The 16,995-nt window shown below is 67.8% G+C and carries 18 protein-coding genes; 10 read left to right on the forward strand and 8 right to left on the reverse strand.

The annotated features are described in order from the left end of the window. Nucleotides 1–64: 64 nt before the first annotated feature. Nucleotides 65–967 (reverse strand): phosphate/phosphite/phosphonate ABC transporter substrate-binding protein, encoded by a 903-nt coding sequence (gene phnD, locus QMA07_RS15885; RefSeq protein WP_290163655.1) that lies wholly within the window; start codon nucleotides 965–967, stop codon nucleotides 65–67. A 166-nt stretch (nucleotides 968–1,133) separates the two neighbouring features. On the opposite strand from phnD, the gene QMA07_RS15890 reads away from it, so the two are divergent. Further along, a complete protein-coding gene (locus QMA07_RS15890) occupies nucleotides 1,134–1,484 on the forward strand; it encodes a TraR/DksA C4-type zinc finger protein (RefSeq protein ID WP_290163657.1) in 351 nt (116 codons plus the stop codon). A gap of 111 nt (nucleotides 1,485–1,595) precedes the next feature. Here the strand turns inward: QMA07_RS15890 and QMA07_RS15895 are convergent, their stop codons facing one another. Next, complete coding sequence (locus tag QMA07_RS15895) at nucleotides 1,596–3,131, reverse strand: serine hydrolase domain-containing protein (RefSeq protein ID WP_290163660.1); 1,536 nt, start codon at nucleotides 3,129–3,131, stop codon at nucleotides 1,596–1,598. A gap of 10 nt (nucleotides 3,132–3,141) precedes the next feature. After that, nucleotides 3,142–3,696: a winged helix-turn-helix domain-containing protein gene (locus QMA07_RS15900; RefSeq protein WP_290163663.1), complete on the reverse strand. Its 555-nt coding sequence runs from the start codon at nucleotides 3,694–3,696 to the stop codon at nucleotides 3,142–3,144. Between the two features lie 247 nt (nucleotides 3,697–3,943). Between QMA07_RS15900 and QMA07_RS15905 the strand changes: the two genes are divergently transcribed. From QMA07_RS15905 to QMA07_RS15920, 4 genes are all read left to right on the forward strand, one after another. Further along, complete coding sequence (locus QMA07_RS15905; protein WP_290163665.1) at nucleotides 3,944–4,813, forward strand: hypothetical protein; 870 nt, start codon at nucleotides 3,944–3,946, stop codon at nucleotides 4,811–4,813. Then, nucleotides 4,810–5,565 carry a spermidine synthase gene (locus QMA07_RS15910; RefSeq protein WP_290163667.1) on the forward strand — a complete coding sequence of 252 codons (756 nt, stop codon included), beginning with the start codon at nucleotides 4,810–4,812 and terminating at the stop codon, nucleotides 5,563–5,565. Before QMA07_RS15905 ends, QMA07_RS15910 begins: the two co-directional genes overlap by 4 nt. After that, nucleotides 5,562–6,404 (forward strand): SDR family NAD(P)-dependent oxidoreductase, encoded by an 843-nt coding sequence (locus tag QMA07_RS15915; protein ID WP_290163671.1) that lies wholly within the window; start codon nucleotides 5,562–5,564, stop codon nucleotides 6,402–6,404. Before QMA07_RS15910 ends, QMA07_RS15915 begins: the two co-directional genes overlap by 4 nt. Before the next feature lie 332 nt (nucleotides 6,405–6,736). Continuing rightward, nucleotides 6,737–7,738, forward strand: coding sequence for a magnesium and cobalt transport protein CorA (locus QMA07_RS15920; protein WP_290163674.1), 1,002 nt, complete (start codon nucleotides 6,737–6,739; stop codon nucleotides 7,736–7,738). A 17-nt stretch (nucleotides 7,739–7,755) separates the two neighbouring features. On the opposite strand, the gene QMA07_RS15925 is transcribed toward QMA07_RS15920, so the two are convergent. Then, nucleotides 7,756–8,229, reverse strand: coding sequence for a cytochrome C5 (locus QMA07_RS15925; RefSeq protein ID WP_290163676.1), 474 nt, complete (start codon nucleotides 8,227–8,229; stop codon nucleotides 7,756–7,758). Nucleotides 8,230–8,270: 41 nt separating this feature from the next. Between QMA07_RS15925 and QMA07_RS15930 the strand changes: the two genes are divergently transcribed. From QMA07_RS15930 to QMA07_RS15950, 5 genes are all read left to right on the forward strand, one after another. After that, nucleotides 8,271–9,002 carry an SGNH/GDSL hydrolase family protein gene (locus QMA07_RS15930; RefSeq protein ID WP_290163680.1) on the forward strand — a complete coding sequence of 244 codons (732 nt, stop codon included), beginning with the start codon at nucleotides 8,271–8,273 and terminating at the stop codon, nucleotides 9,000–9,002. A 381-nt stretch (nucleotides 9,003–9,383) separates the two neighbouring features. Continuing rightward, nucleotides 9,384–9,752, forward strand: a complete 369-nt coding sequence (locus QMA07_RS15935; protein ID WP_290163683.1) for a PadR family transcriptional regulator — start codon at nucleotides 9,384–9,386, stop codon at nucleotides 9,750–9,752. Nucleotide 9,753: 1 nt separating this feature from the next. Beyond that, the gene (locus tag QMA07_RS15940; RefSeq protein ID WP_290163685.1) at nucleotides 9,754–10,125 is read left to right on the forward strand and encodes a DUF1048 domain-containing protein; all 372 of its coding nucleotides are present in this window, start codon (nucleotides 9,754–9,756) and stop codon (nucleotides 10,123–10,125) included. Further along, entirely contained in the window at nucleotides 10,122–10,925 is an 804-nt protein-coding gene (locus tag QMA07_RS15945) for an ATP-binding cassette domain-containing protein (protein ID WP_290163687.1), read from the forward strand. The genes QMA07_RS15940 and QMA07_RS15945 overlap by 4 nt, the downstream gene beginning before the upstream one ends. Next, nucleotides 10,922–11,689 (forward strand): ABC transporter permease, encoded by a 768-nt coding sequence (locus QMA07_RS15950; protein WP_290163689.1) that lies wholly within the window; start codon nucleotides 10,922–10,924, stop codon nucleotides 11,687–11,689. The genes QMA07_RS15945 and QMA07_RS15950 overlap by 4 nt, the downstream gene beginning before the upstream one ends. Nucleotides 11,690–11,832: 143 nt before the next feature. Here the strand turns inward: QMA07_RS15950 and QMA07_RS15955 are convergent, their stop codons facing one another. The 4 genes from QMA07_RS15955 to QMA07_RS15970 form a co-directional block, all read right to left on the reverse strand. Next, complete coding sequence (locus QMA07_RS15955; protein WP_290163691.1) at nucleotides 11,833–13,305, reverse strand: lipase maturation factor family protein; 1,473 nt, start codon at nucleotides 13,303–13,305, stop codon at nucleotides 11,833–11,835. A 206-nt stretch (nucleotides 13,306–13,511) separates the two neighbouring features. Next, entirely contained in the window at nucleotides 13,512–14,420 is a 909-nt protein-coding gene (locus tag QMA07_RS15960) for a glycine betaine ABC transporter substrate-binding protein (protein WP_290163696.1), read from the reverse strand. Nucleotides 14,421–14,473: 53 nt separating this feature from the next. Further along, nucleotides 14,474–15,454: a proline/glycine betaine ABC transporter permease gene (locus QMA07_RS15965; RefSeq protein ID WP_290163698.1), complete on the reverse strand. Its 981-nt coding sequence runs from the start codon at nucleotides 15,452–15,454 to the stop codon at nucleotides 14,474–14,476. Then, entirely contained in the window at nucleotides 15,454–16,758 is a 1,305-nt protein-coding gene (locus QMA07_RS15970; protein WP_290163700.1) for a glycine betaine/L-proline ABC transporter ATP-binding protein, read from the reverse strand. Before QMA07_RS15970 ends, QMA07_RS15965 begins: the two co-directional genes overlap by 1 nt. Nucleotides 16,759–16,995: the final 237 nt, after the last annotated feature.

Below are 16,995 nucleotides of genomic sequence, written 5' to 3' on the forward strand. Positions count from 1 at the left end.
GGGCCGGGGACCGGGGCCGGGAGGGCGGATGCCGCGGCATCCGCCCTCATCAGCGAGGGGTTCGTCACTTGAGGTCCTTGAGTTCGACTCCGGCGACCGCGGCGATCTCGGCGAACGACTCGAACGACGATCCGTCGGGGTCGACGGTCTGCTCGGCCGCGGCGAAGGCGCCGTAGGCTCCGAGAGCCTCGGCGTTCTCGGGCGAGAAGACCTCGGCGATGCCGTCCTGGATGACCTTGCGGGTCTCGTCATCGAGCGACTGACGGCCGAGCACCGCCCCCTGGATGTCCATCGCCGGGCTCTCGCCCACCGCGCGCCACTCGCCGTCGGCGAAGGGGAACATCGGGGCGCCGAGCTCGGTGAGCATGACGGCGGTGCAGGCGGCATCCACCTGTCCCTGCTGCAGCGCCGCGAAGCTGCCCTCGTGGCCGCCGGCGAAGATCGCCTCGTAGTCGGTTCCCTGCTCAAGGCCCGCCTCGTGCAGCATGTACACCGGCATGAAGTAGCCAGAGCTCGAGGCCTGGTCGGCGAACGCGACGGTCTTGCCCTCGAGGTCGTCGACGGTCTGGACCGGCGAATCGTTCAGCACGACGCAGGTCGAGACCGGCTTGTCGTCGCCCTGGAAGGCGACGAGCGCGTCGACCTCGCCCGTGTTGACGGCGAGAGCCGAGGGGAAACCGCTCATGATGCCGATGTCGACGTGGTCGGCACGGATCGCCTCGACGACGCTCAGATAGTCGGGCACGTCGGTGATCTCGACGTCACGGCCGGTGGACTCTTCGAGCAGCTCGGCGAAGACCTCGATCGGGTTCTCGGCGGTGGGGTCGTCGCCGACGGGAAGCGTCGCGATCGTGATGGGAGCGTTCGGATCGGCGGGAGCCGCTTCGGCGGTCGGACTCTGGCAGCCGGTGAGGGCGAGGGCGGCGAGGCCGAGGAGGCCGACGGCGGGCAGGGTGAAGCGGCGCATGATGACCTTTCGGGAGGAGACGTTCCCGAATTCCGAGAACATGAGTATTCCAACTCGCGAAGGTGACAGGGAATTACGAGACCGCCGTACTCGAAACCGAACGCTGAATGAACGGCTGGTGTCGGTGGGCGGGCCGGATGTCGGAAGTCCGGCTTAGAGTGTGCGGATGACCCCTGACGCCCGCGCTCGCCTCGAACAGCTGCGCGCCCGGGCGGCAGAGCGAGTCGCGGCGACCGGCGCCGCCCTCGCCGAGTTGATGCACGACCGGGAGGGGTCGAACGACGACGACGAGCACGACCCGGAGGGCGTCACGCTCTCGTCGGAGTGGTCACGGCTGACCGGGCTCGCCGAGGCTGCGGCATCCGAACTCCGGCAGGTCGACGATGCGATCGCCCGGTGGGATGCCGGCACCTACGGCATGTGCGCGAACTGCGGCCGACCGATCCCGCAGGCTCGTCTCGAGGTCCGTCCGTTCGCGACTCACTGCGTCGCCTGCGCCGAGAAGCTCGGCTTCTGACCCCGGGGCGTCCGGCGACCTGACGACGTTTCGTCTCGGTCGGCTGCGCCGGCCTCGCTCAGCGAGCGGGGAGGATCGCCGACCGGGCCGACCGGGCCCGACCGGGTGCGATCACCAGAGGAACGTGACCCCCACGGTGACCACCGCTCCGATCACGGCGACCGCCCACCAGTACCAGGCACGACGGCGAGGCGCGAGCGGCAGGGGTGCCCGCGACGTACGGAGAATCAGGATGCCGATCGCGGCGAGCGCCGGCGCGAACGCGATGCCCCACAGCCAGCCGCCGACGGAGAACCATGGCCCGCTGTGCCAGAGCAGCAGGAGGCCGAAGGTCGCCCAGATCAGGTCGCCGATCGACGGCAGCAGCGCCTTCACCCGGAACGCGCGGATGAGGGCGACCAGGCTCAGCAGCAGTGCGAGCCCGAAGATGCCCCACGCCACGCCGACGGATGCACTGTCGACCGCGGGAATCGGCGCGCCTGACGCATACGACATGGCGATGTAGTCGGCCGGGGCCACCGTGTTCGACAGCGCGAGGAAGGCGGTGCCGCCCTCGCGGTCGAGCGTGAGCATGGTGCGGAATCCCCCGGTTCCGCCGTTGTGCCAGGTCTGCAGGCCGTCGCCGTCGAACGCGGCCGACGTGATCCATCCCCAGCCGATCTCGGCCCCTTCTCCCATGGGCGCGGTCGGGTCGAGGGCTGCTGCGCCGGGGGCGGTGCCGTCGAGGTTGGCCTGCGCCCACAGCGCGAGGTCTGCCGGGGTGGTGAACGTCGACGATCCGGCGGGCAGGTAGCCCTCTCCCCACCACCGAGGAGCGGGGACGCCGTTGATCAGGAACCCGGGCACCGCATCGGCCGGCACGTCGTCGACGGTCGCGGCGACGACCGTGTCGTCCATGCCGAGCGGTTCCGTGATGCGCTCTCTCAGCAAGGAGGCGTAGTCATCGGCATCCGCCGCTTCGACCAGCGCCGTTCCGAGCAGCGAGACGGCGAAGTTCGAATAGACCGACCCCTGAGCGGGGTCGACCGGCGCGACCGCGGCGTCGGCGATCAGCTGCGCGGTCGTGGTGGTCGCGTAGGGGTTCTCGTTGAGGAGGACGCCGCTCAACGCCTGGGCTTCAGCCGTGGCACCGAGTCCGGGAAGACCCGACGAATGCTGCGACAGCGACGCGAGCGTGACGTCGCCGGCGGCCGTGCCCTCGAGGTCGGGAAGGTGTTCGGCGAGCTGATCGTCGGGGTCGACCTCGCCGCGCTCGATCGCATCGGCGAACAGCGCACCGGTGAAGGTCTTGGTGATGGAGCCGAGCTCGAACACCGTGTCGGCGGTCGGGGCCCCCGGGTCAGACGGGTCAGCGTCACCGAGCCCCGCGAACACGGCACCGTCGGGCCCGATCTCGGCGACCGAGAGCGCGCGGAAGCTGTCGAGGCTGCCGGGCAGAGAGCGGATGCGGTCGGCGAGCGCTTCATCACCCGTGGTCGACGCGCTGACCGTCTGGTGCTGCGGACCGATCGCCGCACCGAGAGCCACGCCGACGACGGCAGCGGCGCCGACCACGGCGAGGATCGCTCGAGTGGGGCGGCGGCGCGGGGCATCCGCTGCGCTCTGGCGGTCCTGCAGGTCTGCGGAAGGGATCGAGGGGGTGGTCACGGTGGGCTCCTCAGCTCGAAGCGATCATGGTCAGGACCAGAAGGGGCACCACGCGCGCGGCAGGCACCTCGTAGTGCCCGCGGCGCGGAGAGACGAGCCACCCCGCACTCACCAGCTGCCGCAGGTGGTGGTAGAGCTGGCCCGACGATGCGAGGTGCTCGAGCTGCAGCAGCTCGGCAGTCGTGTGCGCTCCGCGCATCACCTGACGCACGAGCTCGATGCGCGCCGGGTGCCCCAGAGCTTCGAGCGGACGTGCGAGGTCGCTCCAGTCGTGCGCGAGCAGCCCTTCGGCGTGCAGCCCGTACTGCCAGCGCACCGGACCCGCCTGCGTCTCGACCGCCCCGGCCATCATGACGGCCCCCGGCGCGCGACGACCGAGCTCGTTCACGAACCAGAGCGGATCGTCGGAGCCGGCCGACTCGGGCGCAGCATCCGTCGCCTGCGGATCCAGGTCCGCATCGTCAGCGGGTGCCGCGGAGTGAGCAGCGAGCGCGGAGAGCCGTGCGACCTCATGCTCGAGGTCGGCCAGTCGGCGCTCGAGTGTCGTCAGGCTGTCGGGTTCCATGAGTCGAACCTATCAAAAGTTCGTAATTACGTAAATTGAGCATGAGCAGTTCGTCATGACCCCGGACCTCGGGCTCGGTTCGGCATCCCGGTCACGACTTCCGACCCCCGCGTCCGGCGCGCCGTCGGAACCCGAGCAACCTGGGCGTGTCGAGCCCCGCATCCGAAGACGTGCCCGGAAGACTCCGGCACGGAGACGGGGAACCGCATGCGACGCCGCCTGACCCGAGAAGTAGGCTGAGGACATCATGGACGAGTTCATCCGGGGATTCTGGGACTTCGCAGGCAACTACTGGTGGCTCGCCTTCCCCATCCTCGGCATGGCCGGCGGCGCCGCGAAGGCATGGGAGCGCAGCGCGAAGCGCCGCCATGAACGACGCATCGAGACTCTGCGGCTCAAAGCCGAGATCAAGACCGCCCAGCTCGAGGCGCGCAACGGCCGCGCGAAGCGCATCGGCCCGGCGGTCGTCGACACCCAGGCATCGGTCGCCCCGAACACCCTGCTCGAGCGTCTCTTCTCGGAGCACGACGAGATCACCGCCCGCTGGCTCGACTACGAGCTCGACGTCGCGAAGCTCATCGCCTTCCCCGCCATGAGCGATGGGCGACAGCCACTGGTCGCCGCGTTCCTGCGAGCCAAGAAGACGGCGGATGCACTGCGCCCGTCGTCTGCCGACTCGACCGTGACCGAGCGTCAGGTCTCGGAGTACCTCGACGCGGTGGGCGCGTATGCCGTGGCCTTCGAGATCGCCGAGAAGGATGCCCGCAGGCTGCGCGACTCGACCTTCACCGACCCCGAGCGCAAGCGCCTCGATCGCGCACAGCAGCTGCTCAAGGTCGCCGTCGACGAATCCGCCACGCAGGCCGAGCGCAACGTGGCATACCGCCGCGTGCGCGACGAGCTCGAAGGACTGATCCTGCTGAGCGACGAGGCCGTGCAGGTGCTCGAGAAGCAGGTGGCTCGCGAGCTGCCCGAGCACGCGAGACCCGCAGCCGCGCCCGCTCCGGAGCCCGAGAGGATCGTCCTGCCCTCCGCGACGCAACGCCCAGTGCCCCGGACCGGAACAGAGGCGCCCGCCCAGCCGAGCGCGAACGACGACCGGGAGAATCCGCAGTGATCACGAGATTCGACGAGCTCGACTGGCAGGAGACGCCGATCGGCGAGCTGACCCTGCGTCGAAGGACGGAGCCCGCTGTCGGCCAGGAGGTCTACGAGGTCAGGCTCGGCGACGAGTATCTGATGTCGAGTCTGTTCACGGTGGCGGAGGAGGAGCTCTCGAACCTGGGCCTGGCCGCTGTCGACGGCGACGATCTCTCGGTCCTGGTCGGTGGGCTCGGGCTCGGATACACGGCGGTCGCGGCACTGCGAGACGAGCGTGTGACTTCCCTGACCGTGGTCGACCGGCTCGGCGCGGTGATCGGCTGGCATCAGAGGCAGTTGCTGCCGGTGTCGGCTGAGCTCGTCGGCGACCCGCGGACGACACTGGTCGAAGACGACTTCTTCGCCCTGGTCCGGGCAGCACCGAGCGAAGGCCACCGCGGATACTCCGCGATACTGCTCGATGTCGACCACTCGCCGCGTCACCAGCTCGACCCCACGCACGCCGATCTCTACACCGCGGACGGCCTGCGCGCACTCGACCGGCACCTCGCAACGGGCGGCGTCTTCGCGCTGTGGTCGGATGATCCGCCCGACGACGACTTCATGCGCGAGATGCACGCGGTGTTCGATGACGCCACGGCCCACGTGGTCGACTTCGCGAACGCCGTCACGGGCGGGACGTCGTCGAACACCGTCTACGTCGCGCGCAGTCGCCGTGCGATGGACGCGGCTGCGACTGCCGGGCTTGGATGGAAGGGATCCTCGTGACTCCGAAGACGGTGGTGCTCACCGGAGCATCCGACGGCATCGGCGCGGCCGCAGCGCGCCAGCTCGCAGCATCCGGTCACCGGCTGATCCTCGTCGGCCGCTCGATCGAGAAGACGAGGGCGGTCGCCGCCGACACCGGAGCCGAGTGGTTCACCGCCGACTTCACCAGACTCGACGACGTGCGAGAGCTCGCGACGAAGATCGCGGATGCTGTCGGCGACGGCGGCATCGACGTGCTCGCGAACAACGCGGGCGGGATCTTCGGCGATCAGACCCCGACGGTCGACGGCTTCGAGAAGACCCTGCAGGTGAACCACCTGGCGCCCTTCCTCCTGACGAACCTGCTGATGCCCCAACTGCGCACCGGCCACGCGGCGATCATCAACACCTCGAGCGTCGCTCACCGCCTGTTCGGGAACATCGACATCGACGACCTCGACAACCGCCGCAAGTACAGCGCGAACAAGGCCTACGGAGACGCGAAGCTCGCGAACGTGCTGTTCACGAAGAGCCTGCACACGAAGTTCCACTCCGAGGGGCTGACGTCGGTCGCCTTCCACCCCGGCACGGTGCAGACCAACTTCGCCTCGGATTCGAGCACCGTCATGCGTCTCGTCTATCGCACGCCGCTCAAGCATCTGCTGCTGATCAGCAGCGAGAAGGGCGGCAGCACCCTGAGCTGGTTCATCGAGGGAACCCCTGATGAGACATGGATCTCGGGCGATTACTACGACGAACGAGTGCTGACCCGCCGCGTGAATCCGCGCATCGAGGACGCTGCCCTCGCCGAAGCGCTGTGGCAGAAGAGCGCCGAGCTCGTCGGTATCAGCGCGAGCTGACGCGAGCCCGCTCCGCGTCTGGCGTGCGGTTCGGCGTCCCGTCCGGCATCCCGCACGCTCCGGCCGCGCGCACCTCGCGTCCAGACGGCGGGAGTATGCTGGCACACCGGGTCACGTGACCCCTTCAGAGCGCGAGAGGCGGTGATGGCGATGTCCGGTGATAGTTGCGACGCCGCCTTCGTTGCGTCGCGTCTGACTGCATCCGTGCGTTGAGCCTCGGCTCCGCACCTGCAGGTCTTGCTTCGCAGCCGTCGGCGGCGTCTTCCGCCCCCTGACGAATTCTGCGCACGCCCTCTCTGATCCGGCGTGCGCCTGCGAGAACGGAGCCCACCATGGCCCTCATCGACAACGGCGTATACGTGCACGGACGCCGAGTGGAGACCCCGAAGAACCTCGACGAGACCTACCGGTCGCTCGATGCTCACGGCGGAATCGCCTGGATCGGCCTGTATCGGCCGAGCCCCATCGAGGTCGCCTCCGTCGCGCGCGAGTTCGACCTGCATCCGCTCGCCGTCGAAGACGCGCTCTCGGGCCACCAGCGGTCGAAGGTCGAGCGCTACGGCGACACGCTCTTCGCCGTGCTGCGCCCCGCCCGCTATCGCGACGAGCAGGAGTCGATCGAGTTCGGCGAGCTGCACCTGTTCGTCGGCCCCGACTTCGTGGTGACGATCCGCCACGCCGAGTCCCCCGACCTCGCAGCCGTCCGCCGCCGCATGGAGGCGCACCCCGAGCTGCTCGCGATGGGGCCCGAAGCCGTGTTCTACGCGATCCTCGACGAGGTGGTCGACGGGTACGAGCCGATCGTCACCGGGCTGCTCAACGACATCGACGAGATCGAGGATCAGCTCTTCGGCGACAGCGATGACGATGCCCTCTCGCGCCGCATCTACGAGCTCTCACGCGAGGTGATCAACTTCCAGCGGGCGGTGCATCCGCTCGCCGGGATGCTGGAATGGCTGCGCCGCGGTTCCGAGAAGTACCGCATCGACGAGGAGCTGCAGCGGTCGCTGCGCGACGTGCTCGACCACGTCATCCGGGTGAACGAGCGGGTCGACTCGTTCCGCGCGATCCTCGAGAACGCCCTCACCGTGCATTCCGCTCTCGTCGCACGACGCCAGACCGAGGCAGGATTGGCGCAGAACGACGAGATCAAGAAGATCTCCTCGTGGGCGGCGATCATCTTCGCCCCCACCCTCGTCGGCACGGTTTACGGCATGAACTTCGAGGTGATGCCCGAGCTGCACTGGGCGCACGGGTACCCGATGGCGATCGGCGCGATGGCCGCCTTCGCCGTGGCCCTCTACTGGGTGTTCAAGTACAAGAAGTGGTTGTGAGGCCCGACGGCCGAGGCCTAGGCCTCGGCGCCGTCGCGGTCGCGCACCTCGATGTTGGCGACCTCGAGGTCGTCGTCGAGCTGCACCAGGATCCGCGATTCCGGAAACTGCCTCGGCGCGTCGAACGCGATCAGCACCGCGTCGGCGAATACCACCACGGAGGTGGCTTCGAGATCGTCACGCAGGTCGATCTGCTCGAGCACCGGCTCATCGTCGACCGCCTCGTCGATGTCGTCGGCGACCTCGTCGATCACCGCACGCCACCGCGTCTCGGAGACCGACAGGATGCGCGTGATCGCCTCGAGCAGCGCGTCGTCGTCGAGGGTCTCCTCGTCGTCCTCCAGCTCGGGGTCGACGTTGACCTTCACCACCGCGCCGGCGGCGTCGATGGTCGCCCGGCCGTAGACGAGGCCGTTCTCGGCGACCGGATCATCGAGCAGGCCGCTGTCGACGATGCGGGCGAGCAGGTGGTCGAGCAGTGGGGAGGCCATGAGACCAGTCTTCCACTCACGCCGCCGCTAGGCTCTAGGGCGTGCCGAATGCAGTCGCCCCCGCCTCCGCCGCATCCGACCTCAGCCGCATCGCGGCGTCGCTCGCCGGCCCCGAGCCGCTGAACTGGGTCATCACCGGCGACTCGATCACCCACGGACTCGTCCACACGCAGGGCGGTCGCAGCTACGCCGAGCATCTGCACGAACTGATCCGCGGCGAGCTCGCGCGCACCCGTGACGCAGTGATCAACACGGCGATCAGCGGACACCGCCTCACCGACATCCTCGACGACTGGGATCGCCGCGTCGCAACGTGGCGGCCCGACATCGTCACCCTCATGATCGGCACGAACGACATGGCGACCGGCCCCGGTCAGGTCACCGTCGAGCCCGCCGCGTTCGCCGCCTCGCTGCGTGAGTTCGTCTCGCGTGTGCGGGCGTCCGGCGCTGTTCCGGTGCTGCAGACCCCGCCGTCGATCGACGTGGCGAACGCCCCCGGTCGCGAGCGCATCATCGATTTCGCGGACGCCGTGCGCGACGTCGCCACGAGCGAGGACGTGATCGTCGTCGACCAGCACGCCCGTTTCACCGAGCTCGGCAACGGCGGAGTGCCGTGGGGGCTGATGGGAGACCCGTTCCACCCGAACGCCGCGGGGCATGCTGCGCTGGCGCTCGAACTCGCGAACGCGCTCGGCATCTGCCCGGAGCCCGGCCGCGACCGCACCCTGCCGCTGCTCGAGGCGCAGGTCGCGATGGCGCGCCTGAACGGCTGACGCTGCCCGCCCGGCCCGGCGCGACCCCCGCTCAGCCCCCCGGCATGCGGGGTCAAAAGCGCACCGCGCAGGCCCGTTTCCGATGCGAAACTGTCCCCGCATCGCCGCGGACATGCGGAATCGACCCTGCATAACCGACGCCGCCGCGGCCGAAGCGGAGTGGACCGAGGTCGACGCGTTCACAACTCAGGATGAACGCAGCAATTCGCCCCGGTTATGGCACTTTCGCGCACTGATCCCCCGATTCGTCCTGAGTTGTGAACGGCACCGTGGCGACACCAAGAAAAGATCAGTATTCGGTGTTGCTAAGTACCGGTACTCAGTGTTACTTTGTACCGGTACCCAGCAACGCTGAGTACCGACCAACGAGAGGAGGCCTTCATGGGCAAGCAGATGACCGAGATGCTCAAGGGCACCCTGGAGGGCATCGTTCTGGCTCTCCTCGCCGAGCAGCCGGCCTACGGATACGAGATCACCACCCGTGTGCGTGACCACGGATTCACCGACATCGCCGAGGGCACCATCTACGCCCTGCTCGTGCGGGTCGAGCAGAAGAGGCTCGTCGACGTCGAGAAGGTGCCGAGCGAGAAGGGTCCGCCCCGCAAGGTGTACTCGCTCAACCCGGCGGGCACGCACGAACTCGAGGAGTTCTGGAAGACCTGGAGCTTCCTCGCGCAGCGCATCGACAGCCTGCGCACCGACGACAAGAACGCAGACAAGAACACCGACACGATCGACAAGGAGAACTGACATGGCCGCGAAGTGGATGGAGCTCGTCACCGGCCCCCTCGAGCAGAAGAAGCAGTACCGCGAAGCGAAGAAGCGCATCGACTCGCTGCCCGAGCCCTATCGCTCGGTCGCCAACGCCCAGCACCGCTACACGATGTACTACGGCGGCATCACCGACGGCGACACCCTCGTGCAGATGTATCTCGACCTCGCCGACCTGTGGGAGCGCGCCGCACTCGACGGCATCACCGTGAGCGAGATCGTCGGCGACGACGCCGTCGAGTTCGCCGAGAACTACGCCCAGGCGTACGGCGGACGCCAGTGGATCGACAAGGAGCGGGCCCGCCTCATCACGGCGGTCGACGACGCGAAACACAGGGAGACCCGATCATGACCAGCCCCGCCATCGCCGTTCGCGGACTCGAGAAGTCCTACAAGGACCTCCACGTGCTGCGCGGAGTCGACTTCGAGGTCGAGAAGGGGTCGATCTTCGCCCTGCTCGGCTCGAACGGGGCCGGAAAGACCACCGTGGTGCGCATCCTCTCGACACTGCTGAAGTCGGATGCCGGCACGGCCGTGGTGCAGGGCGTCGACGTCGCCGCCGACCCCCTCGCCGTACGGCAGAAGATCAGCCTGACCGGGCAGTTCGCCGCGGTCGACGAGATCCTGACCGGGCGGGAGAACCTCGTGCTGGTCGCGAAGCTGCGACACCTGCCCGACTCCGCGCAGATCGCCGACGACCTGCTCACGAGGTTCCGCCTGACGGATGCCGGCGCTCGCAAGGTCGGCACCTACTCGGGGGGCATGCGCCGTCGCCTCGACATCGCGATGAGCCTGGTCGGACACCCCGAGGTCATCTACCTCGACGAGCCCACGACCGGACTCGACCCCGAGTCCCGCATCGAGGTGTGGGACGTCATCACGGAGCTCGCCGACACCGGCACCACGGTGCTGCTCACCACGCAGTACCTCGACGAAGCCGAGCAACTGGCCGACCGCATCGCGATCCTCCACGAGGGCCGGATCATCGCGAACGGCACCCTCGCCGAGCTCAAGCGCCTGCTGCCGGCGGCCAAGGTCGAGTACGTCGAGAAGCAGCCCACCCTCGAGGAGATCTTCCTCACCCTGGTCGGCACCACGTCGGGCCCTTCGACCACGCCGACGACCGAATCCGGAAAGGAGACCACAGCATGAGCACGCACGTCGCCGCCGACACCGCGACGCTCACCGGCCGGTCGATGCGGCACATCTTCCGCAGCCCCGACACCATCATCACGACCGCGGTCACGCCGATCGCCCTGATGCTGCTGTTCGTGTACGTCTTCGGCGGCGCGCTCCGCGAGAGCACCGGCACCGAGAACTACGTGAACTACCTGCTTCCCGGCATCCTGCTCATCGCCATCGCGTCGGGCATCGCCTACACCGCTTTCCGGCTCTTCAACGATCTGCAGAGCGGCATCTTCGAGCGATTCCACTCGATGCCGATCGCACGATCGAGCGTGCTCTGGGCGCACGTCCTGACGTCGCTCACCGCCAACGGCATCACACTGGCGATCATCTTCGGAGTCGGATTCCTGATGGGGTTCCGCACCGGAGCCGACCCGCTCGCGTGGCTCGCCGTCATCGGCATCCTGTTCCTGTTCACCCTCGCGCTCACCTGGCTGGCCATCATCGCCGGCCTGAGTGCGAAGACCGTCGATGGCGCGAGCGCCTTCTCGTACCCGCTGATCTTCCTGCCGTTCATCAGCTCGGCGTTCGTGCCGACCGAGACCATGCCGGGCCCGGTGCGGTGGTTCGCCGAGAATCAGCCGGTCACCTCGATCGTCGACACCATCCAGGCGCTGTTCGCCGAGCAGCCGGTCGGCAGCGACATCTGGGTCGCCCTCGCCTGGTGCGTCGGCATCCTGATCGTCGCCTACGCGTTCGCGATCATCGCGTACCGCAAGAAGGTCAGTTGAACGCCCCTCGGGAGGAGAACTGCGCCTCGGGAGGAGAATCCAGCGCGAACCCTCCTCCCGAAGAGCAGTTCTCCTCCCGAAGGGCGAAGCGAGTTCTCCTCCCGAAGGGTGAGTGGAGAGGAGGGCTGAGGGAAGGATGGAACCTACTTCAGCCCGAGCGGCCCGAGCACGATGCGCTGGCGCGTGCGCACCCACACCACACCGTCGGCGCGCCGCTCGGCCCGCGTCGCGAAGCGGTAGCGGTAGGACACCGCGCGCACCCACCGAGGTGGCTCACCCTCGAAAGGGTCGATGCGCAGCAGCGCGAGGGTCGGAGCATCCGCTTCGAGAAGTCGCAGCAGGAACACCGTGAACCAGTCGTCGAGTGAGCGCCCGAGCGGCAGGAACCACATCAGCCAGTCGAGTCGCAGGTGGTACGGGGCGAACTGCCGCGGGATGCGGCGCACATCGCCCGGCTTGCCCCTGAACTCGTACTCGCGCCACAGCATCCCGTCGTCGTCCACCGAGCCCTCGACCACGATCTCGACCCGCTGCTTCGTCACGGCGCCGAACGCTCCGTAGGCGTTGCCGATCTGCCACCGGTTGAAACTCGCGTTCATCAGTTGACGGCGCGCGAACAGGTTGCGCAGGGCCGGCCAGCTCACTGCCACGACGAGCACTCCGACGGCAGTGGTGATCACGAACCAGTACAACGGGATGCCGGGCCAGAGCGCATCTTCTGCCGCCTCGGCGGGAGGGGCAGCCCCGATGCCCGGAAGACCGATCGCCGAGAACGCGATGACGATCGTCACCCAGTTGAGCCACGCGAAGTTGCCGGTGGCGACGAGCCACACCTGCGTCGCGATGACGATGACTGCGGCCATCGCGCCGACGACCTGCGGCACCGGCCCGGGAACCCACACCGACAGCAGCGACGCGAACACGAAGAAGGGCACCACGAGCTGCGCGAAGTGGTTGCCGACGACCTCGACGCGGTGGAACCACCGGGGCAGCAGATGCGCCTGACGGCTGAGCGGCCCCGGCATCGGCTGCGTCTCGTGGTGATAGGTCAGGGCAGTGAGGTCGCGCCACTCCTGCCCACCGCGGATCTTGATCATGCCTGCACCGAACTCCACCCGGAACAGCAGCCACCAGAACAGCACGATCACGACGGTCGGCGGCGGCTGATCGTTTGAGCCGAGGAACGCCGCGAGGAACCCAGCCTCGAGCAGCAGCATCTCCCAGCCGAACGAATAGAAGGTCTGACCGATGCTGACCACCGACATGTATCCGAGCCACAGCGCGAGGAAGCACAGCATCGGCGCCCACGGCGGACCCCACTGTGGGATGCCGATCACGAGCACCGCCGACACGATGATCCCTGCTCCGCACAGCATCGCGAGTCGCCTGTCGGAGTATCGGATGCGGAGGAAGAGCGTCGGATGCAGCATCCGCCGCCGCTCGCTCTTCTCGCCGATCCAGTCGAGCAGCACCGGCGCCGGGAGAAGTCCGTTGTCGCCGAGGAGCGCGCGGAACTGATTCAGGGTCGAGAGGAACGCGACGAGGTACAGCGCCGCGATGCCCCGCTGCAGGACCTCGCGGGCGAACCCGAAGTCGATCGCCGCGAACCCGTCCACGGGCACAGGCTACGCCCGTGGACCCACGGCGCGGAGAGGGTTGCACCACCGCCGGCGTCGCCACCCGTAGGCGGTCGTTGAGCGAGCCCGGCGAAGCCGAGAAAGACGGAACGCGGTACCGATGCACGATCGGTACCGCGTCTCGTCTCAGTCGACTCCGTCGTCGTCGCTCAACGACCGACGGGTCAGGTCAGCTCAGTGCTGTCTTACTCCGAGACGACCCAGTCGAAGTCGTCGCCGTGCTCTTCGAGCCACGCGTCGACGGCTTCCGCTTCCTTGCCCTCGCCGAACTCGTTCACGACCATGTCCTCGAGCGAGCCGTACTGCGCGTCGTCGAGCTTGATCTTCTCGATCAGCTCGGCGGCCTCGGGGAACTCCTCGGCGAAGCCCTTGTGGCCGAGGAAGTGCAGACCCTCTGCCTCGCCCATGGCGCCCTCGGGGTCTTCGAGATCCTTCATGCCGAAGGACTCGTTGGCCCAGAACGGACGCCACAGCGTGACGACGAGGTCCTCCTGCGCATCGGTCGCGGTCTTCAGCTCGGTGAGCATCGCCGCGGTCGACGAGGTGACGAGCTCGTACTCGCCCTCCAGACCGTATGCGGGGATCATCTTCTCCGTCTGAGCAGTCAGACCCGCGCCCGGCTCGATGCCGATGATCTTGCCGTCGAACTCCGCACCCTTGCCCTTGAGGTCCTCGATGGAGGTGAGCTCGGAGTACTCCGGCACCGCGATCGTGAGCTTGGCGTTCTCGTAGTAGGTGCCGATGTCCTCGATGTCGTCACCGTAGGTGTCCATGTACTCGGCGTGCGTCAGCTCGGGCCAGGCCGACGGGTACATGTCGACGTCACCCTGAGCGAGACCGGTGTAGAGCGGGCCCGCCTCGGTCAGCGTCTTCATCTCGACCGTGTAGCCGATCTTCTCGAGCTGGTCCTGCAGCAGGTACGCGGTGCTCAGACCGTCGGTCCACGAAGGCAGGAAGCCCAGCGTGATGGTGCCCTTGTCTTCCGCACCGTCTCCGCCGGAGTTCGTGCCGCCTGCGCCGTCTCCGCTGCAGCCTGCGAGGGCGAGGGATGCGGTGATGCCGAGTGCTGTGATTGCGAGGAACTTCTTCTTCATGTGTATCTCTCCTGGTTCCGTATGGGTGTTGTCTCGTACTGTGTGAGTTTTCGTCAGACGCCGCCGACAGCAGAGCGACGCGGAGCCGCCTTGCGACGCTCTGCCTCTGCCGCCGCATCCTCGTCGTCGGAGGCGGCCGAGCCTGACCCCTCGTCGTGACCTCGGTTGCGGCGACGCTCGAGCATCCCGAGCAGTGACGAGTGGTTCTCGCCCGGGGTCCCGAGAGCTGCAGTGACGCGGTCGAGGAAGACGGCGATGAGCACGACGCCCAATCCGGCCTCCACGCCCTTGGGGATGTTGATGGTCGAGATGGCCTCCACGACCATCTTCCCGAGGCCGTCAGCACCCGCCATCCCGGCGATGACCGCCATCGACAGCGCGAGCATGATGACCTGGTTGACGCCCGCCATGATGGTGGGCGTGGCGAGAGGCAGCTGGATGCCGCGCAGGATCTGGCCCGGCTTCGCACCGAACGCGTGACCGGCCTCGACGGTCTCGGAATCGACACCGCGGATGCCGAGCTCGGTCAGTCGCACGCCCGGAGGCAGCGCGAAGATCACGGTGGCGACGAGGCCGGGGACCACGCCGATGCCGAAGAACACGATGGCCGGGATCAGGTAGACGAACGCCGGCATGGTCTGCATGAAGTCGAGCACGGGCTTGAGCACCGCACGCACGGTGGCGTTGCGCGCCGACCAGATGCCGAGAGGCACGGCGATCAGCACGGCGATGATCGCGGCGACGAGCACGAGCGCGAGCGTCTGCATCGCGGGAACCCAGAGGTCCATCCCGACGATGAGCCCGAAGGACACGACGGTTCCGAGGGCGAGCTGCCACGAGCGCACGGTCCAGGCGATCAGCGCGGCGATCACGATGACGACGGCGAAGTGCGGCGCCAGCAGGGCACTCGTGAGGCCCTCGACGAGAAGGCTCATCACGAACGAGATGACGTCGAGGAGTCCGTCGAGATTGGTCTTGACCCAGTCGACGACCGCTTCGATCCACGTTCCGACGGGGATGCGGAAACCCTCCATCAGCGCACCTCCTCTGTCGCTCCGGCGGCCGGCTGCGGGTCGGCCGTCCATCCGTCATCGAGCACGGCATCGATCTCGGCCTGCGGCATCGGAAGCAGCGGCAGGGTGAGCTCTCCCGTCGCACCGGGGCCGGGGCCCAGGGCGGCGAGCAGGGTGATGCGGGGGATCACGCCGGTCAGGCGCCCTGCGGCATCCACCACTGCCAGCGGCAGCGGCGACTCGACCGAGGGGATGAAGAGGTTCATGAGGACCTCGTCCTCGCTGACGCTCTGCGGCACCGGCTTGATGATCGACTCGAGCGTCGACACGCCCTGGCGCACCAGCTTGACGGCGTCGCGGTCGGTGACGATGCCGAGCAGCTTGCGGTCGCGGCCCGTCACATATGTGGCCGACATGAACGCGTCGCGCATCTGGCGCAGCGCCGTGCGAGGGCCTGCGGTCTCGGCGACGACGGGGCGCGGGCGCTCCATCACGTTCGCGGCCGTGAGCACGCGCGCACGGTCGACGTCCTGCACGAACTGCTCGACGTAGTCGTTGGCCGGATCCGTGAGGATGTCCTCCGGGGTTCCGATCTGCACGATGCGACCGTCACGCATCACGGCGATGCGGTCGCCGAGGAACATCGCCTCGTTGAGGTCGTGGGTGATGAAGACGATCGTCTTCTGCAGCTTCTCCTGGAGTTCGAGCAGCTGCTCCTGCATCTCGCGGCGGATCAGCGGGTCGAGGGCGCTGAACGCCTCGTCCATGAGCAGGATGTCGGAGTCGGCAGCGAGAGCACGGGCGATGCCCACGCGCTGCTGCATACCGCCCGACAGCTCGGACGGCATCTTGTCGGCCTGGCCCTCGAGACCCACGAGCGCGAGGATCTCGTCGGCCTTCTTCAGCCGCTCGTCCTTGCCGACGCCCTTGAGTTCGAGCGGGTAGGCCACGTTCGCGGCGACGGTGCGGTGCGGCAGCAGTGCGAAGTGCTGGAACACCATCGAGATGCGGTCGCGGCGGATCTCACGCAGACGCGACGACGGGATGCCGGTGATGGGGTCGCCGTTCACGACGACGGAGCCGTCTGTCGCCTCGTGCAGCCCGTTGAGCATGCGGATGATGGTGGATTTGCCGGAGCCCGAGAGGCCCATGATCACGAAGATCTCGCCCCGGTTCACGGTGAAACTGGCGTCGATGACGGCGGCGGTTCCTGCGTCGCCGACCTCGGATCTGCTCTCACCGGCCTTCAGTCGACGGACGGCACTGCTCGGATTCTTCCCGAACACCTTGTACAGATTGCGCGCTTCAAGAGCGATTTCGGACACGTTTCCCCTGCGGCTCGCCTTCGGGCGGCTGAGCCTGCTTCGGTTACGCCCGGGTGATCCTCCCGGCCGTTTCGACATGGTGCTGTGGCGGCGCGGACGGCGGATTTCGGATCCACCGCGATAGAGCATCGACCGTACGTCCACGCCTCTTCGCAGCACAGCACATTCGAAAGAAGGACGTGATCGCGGACTGGTCTTCGGGCCGTCAGGCCCACCAACCAACGTAACGAAACGGCC

This window comes from Microbacterium sp. APC 3901, assembly GCF_030407765.1.
Taxonomy (GTDB): Bacteria; Actinomycetota; Actinomycetes; order Actinomycetales; family Microbacteriaceae; genus Microbacterium.

Excerpts from the sequence above, each read along its gene's own strand:
- QMA07_RS15950 (WP_290163689.1), top strand. The coding sequence starts at position 10,922 with ATGAGCACGCACGTCGCCGCCGACACCGCGACGCTCACCGGCCGGTCG.
- QMA07_RS15920 (WP_290163674.1), top strand. The coding sequence starts at position 6,737 with ATGGCCCTCATCGACAACGGCGTATACGTGCACGGACGCCGAGTGGAG.
- phnD (WP_290163655.1), bottom strand. The coding sequence starts at position 967 with ATGCGCCGCTTCACCCTGCCCGCCGTCGGCCTCCTCGGCCTCGCCGCC.
- QMA07_RS15940 (WP_290163685.1), top strand. The coding sequence starts at position 9,754 with ATGGCCGCGAAGTGGATGGAGCTCGTCACCGGCCCCCTCGAGCAGAAG.
- QMA07_RS15900 (WP_290163663.1), bottom strand. The coding sequence starts at position 3,696 with ATGGAACCCGACAGCCTGACGACACTCGAGCGCCGACTGGCCGACCTC.
- QMA07_RS15945 (WP_290163687.1), top strand. The coding sequence starts at position 10,122 with ATGACCAGCCCCGCCATCGCCGTTCGCGGACTCGAGAAGTCCTACAAG.
- QMA07_RS15960 (WP_290163696.1), bottom strand. The coding sequence starts at position 14,420 with ATGAAGAAGAAGTTCCTCGCAATCACAGCACTCGGCATCACCGCATCC.
- QMA07_RS15965 (WP_290163698.1), bottom strand. The coding sequence starts at position 15,454 with ATGGAGGGTTTCCGCATCCCCGTCGGAACGTGGATCGAAGCGGTCGTC.
- QMA07_RS15890 (WP_290163657.1), top strand. The coding sequence starts at position 1,134 with ATGACCCCTGACGCCCGCGCTCGCCTCGAACAGCTGCGCGCCCGGGCG.
- QMA07_RS15925 (WP_290163676.1), bottom strand. The coding sequence starts at position 8,229 with ATGGCCTCCCCACTGCTCGACCACCTGCTCGCCCGCATCGTCGACAGC.
- QMA07_RS15905 (WP_290163665.1), top strand. The coding sequence starts at position 3,944 with ATGGACGAGTTCATCCGGGGATTCTGGGACTTCGCAGGCAACTACTGG.
- QMA07_RS15935 (WP_290163683.1), top strand. The coding sequence starts at position 9,384 with ATGGGCAAGCAGATGACCGAGATGCTCAAGGGCACCCTGGAGGGCATC.